We start from the raw sequence: 1,462 nt of genomic DNA, 5'->3' as shown, positions 1-1,462 counted from the left end.
CAAGAACAGTAGAGGTCAGATCTCCCGAAGTGTTCGGATCGATGATCCAGGTTCCGGTGTGCCGGAAACGAAACCTTAGTAGAGTGGAGCCTTAGTTAATAAGTTTTGACCCTTTTTCTCATAGCCAGTCCCCTGTAAAGGCTCCACTCTACTTACGGTAACTTCAAACCCTACCGTACCCAAGGCTCTTTTTAAAATATTGATGGCTGCATTATGATCGCGTTCGCGTAGCGTCGCCTTCGGCGAATCTAACACACACCCACATGAACAAGAATGGGTTCTAGTTGATAGCGATTTTTTGACAACTTCACCACAACTGGAACAATTTTGACTAGTGTAAGCAGGATTTACCGCTATCGTTTGTTTACCAAACTTTTGTCCAAAATATTCCAGCCATTTCCTAAATTGATACCAACCCGCATCATTGATAGACTTGGCAAGACAGTGGTTTTTAACCAGATTCTTAACCCTTAAGTCTTGCCTTACGGCACGCTGCGCGAACGTAAGCGACCACGTCGTTAGAGTGGATTACGCAACGCGCCAGTCTCTTGGCATGTTCTTCACGTTGCCTACTTATCTTAAGGTGTGTCCGGCCTAATCTATTAATGGCTTTTTTGCGATTGGATGAGCCTTTCTTTTTGCGAGAAACCCGACGTTGATAAAACTTTAGTTTTTTTTCTCCTTTACGATAAAACCTGGGATTCGGCTCTACACCTCCCTTAGAATCAGTGTAAAATTCCTTGAGTCCTACGTCTAATCCAACATTAGTATGAGCAGGCTCTAAAGATTCTTTTGTATCAATTTTTATACAGAACTGGACGTAGTAACCATCTGCGCGGCGCACCAATCTAACTCGTTTGATTAGCTTAAGATCGTAACGCCATAACTCCCAAGTCCCTTTCAGTTTTAGCTTTCCAATACCTTTCTTGTCTAAGAAATTTATTGATTTAGCATCCCCTGACAACTTCCAGCCCGATGTCTTGTATTCAACTGTTCGCGCAGCGTCGGCTACGCCGAATCGAGAAAACTTTTTAAACTTAGGATATCCCTTTTTGCCAGGAACTTGCTTTTTGCATTTATCGTAAAATCTAGCAATTGAGCTATAAGCTCTTTCAACCGAAGCTTGACATGCATGAGAGTTTAGGTCTTTTACAAAGGCGTATTCAGCTCTAAGCCACGTGTTATGACGGTACAGGTCTTTTTGTCCTACGCCTTTATTGTCCATCCAGTAACGAATGCACTTGTTCCGAACAAACTGACCAGTACGGATTGCTTCATCAATCGCAGCATATTGAGTTTTCTTCCCTTTGACCTTAAACTCTAAGACCTTCATTTTTGACGTGGAATAACTCTACGTAAAGTAGAACACAAAAAGAGAAAGCCGTCCGTTGAAGTTACCGTAAGATAGTGGAGCCTTTATGGTTGGCAGGCTATGCGTAAAAGGGTTAAAACTTATTGATTA

The 1,462-nt window shown here is 42.3% G+C and carries 1 pseudogene; it reads right to left on the bottom strand.

The window, feature by feature from the left end:
- Positions 1-75: 75 nt before the first annotated feature.
- Positions 76-1,333, bottom strand: a pseudogene (locus F6K53_RS42095) (transposase).
- Between the last annotated feature and the right edge of the window lie 129 nt (positions 1,334-1,462).

Origin of the sequence: Moorena sp. SIO4A1 (assembly GCF_010672065.1) — a bacterium.
Lineage (GTDB): Bacteria > Cyanobacteriota > Cyanobacteriia > Cyanobacteriales > Coleofasciculaceae > Moorena.
The sequence above is the reverse complement of the archived record's forward strand: the minus strand, read 5'-3'. Positions and strand labels throughout refer to the sequence as shown.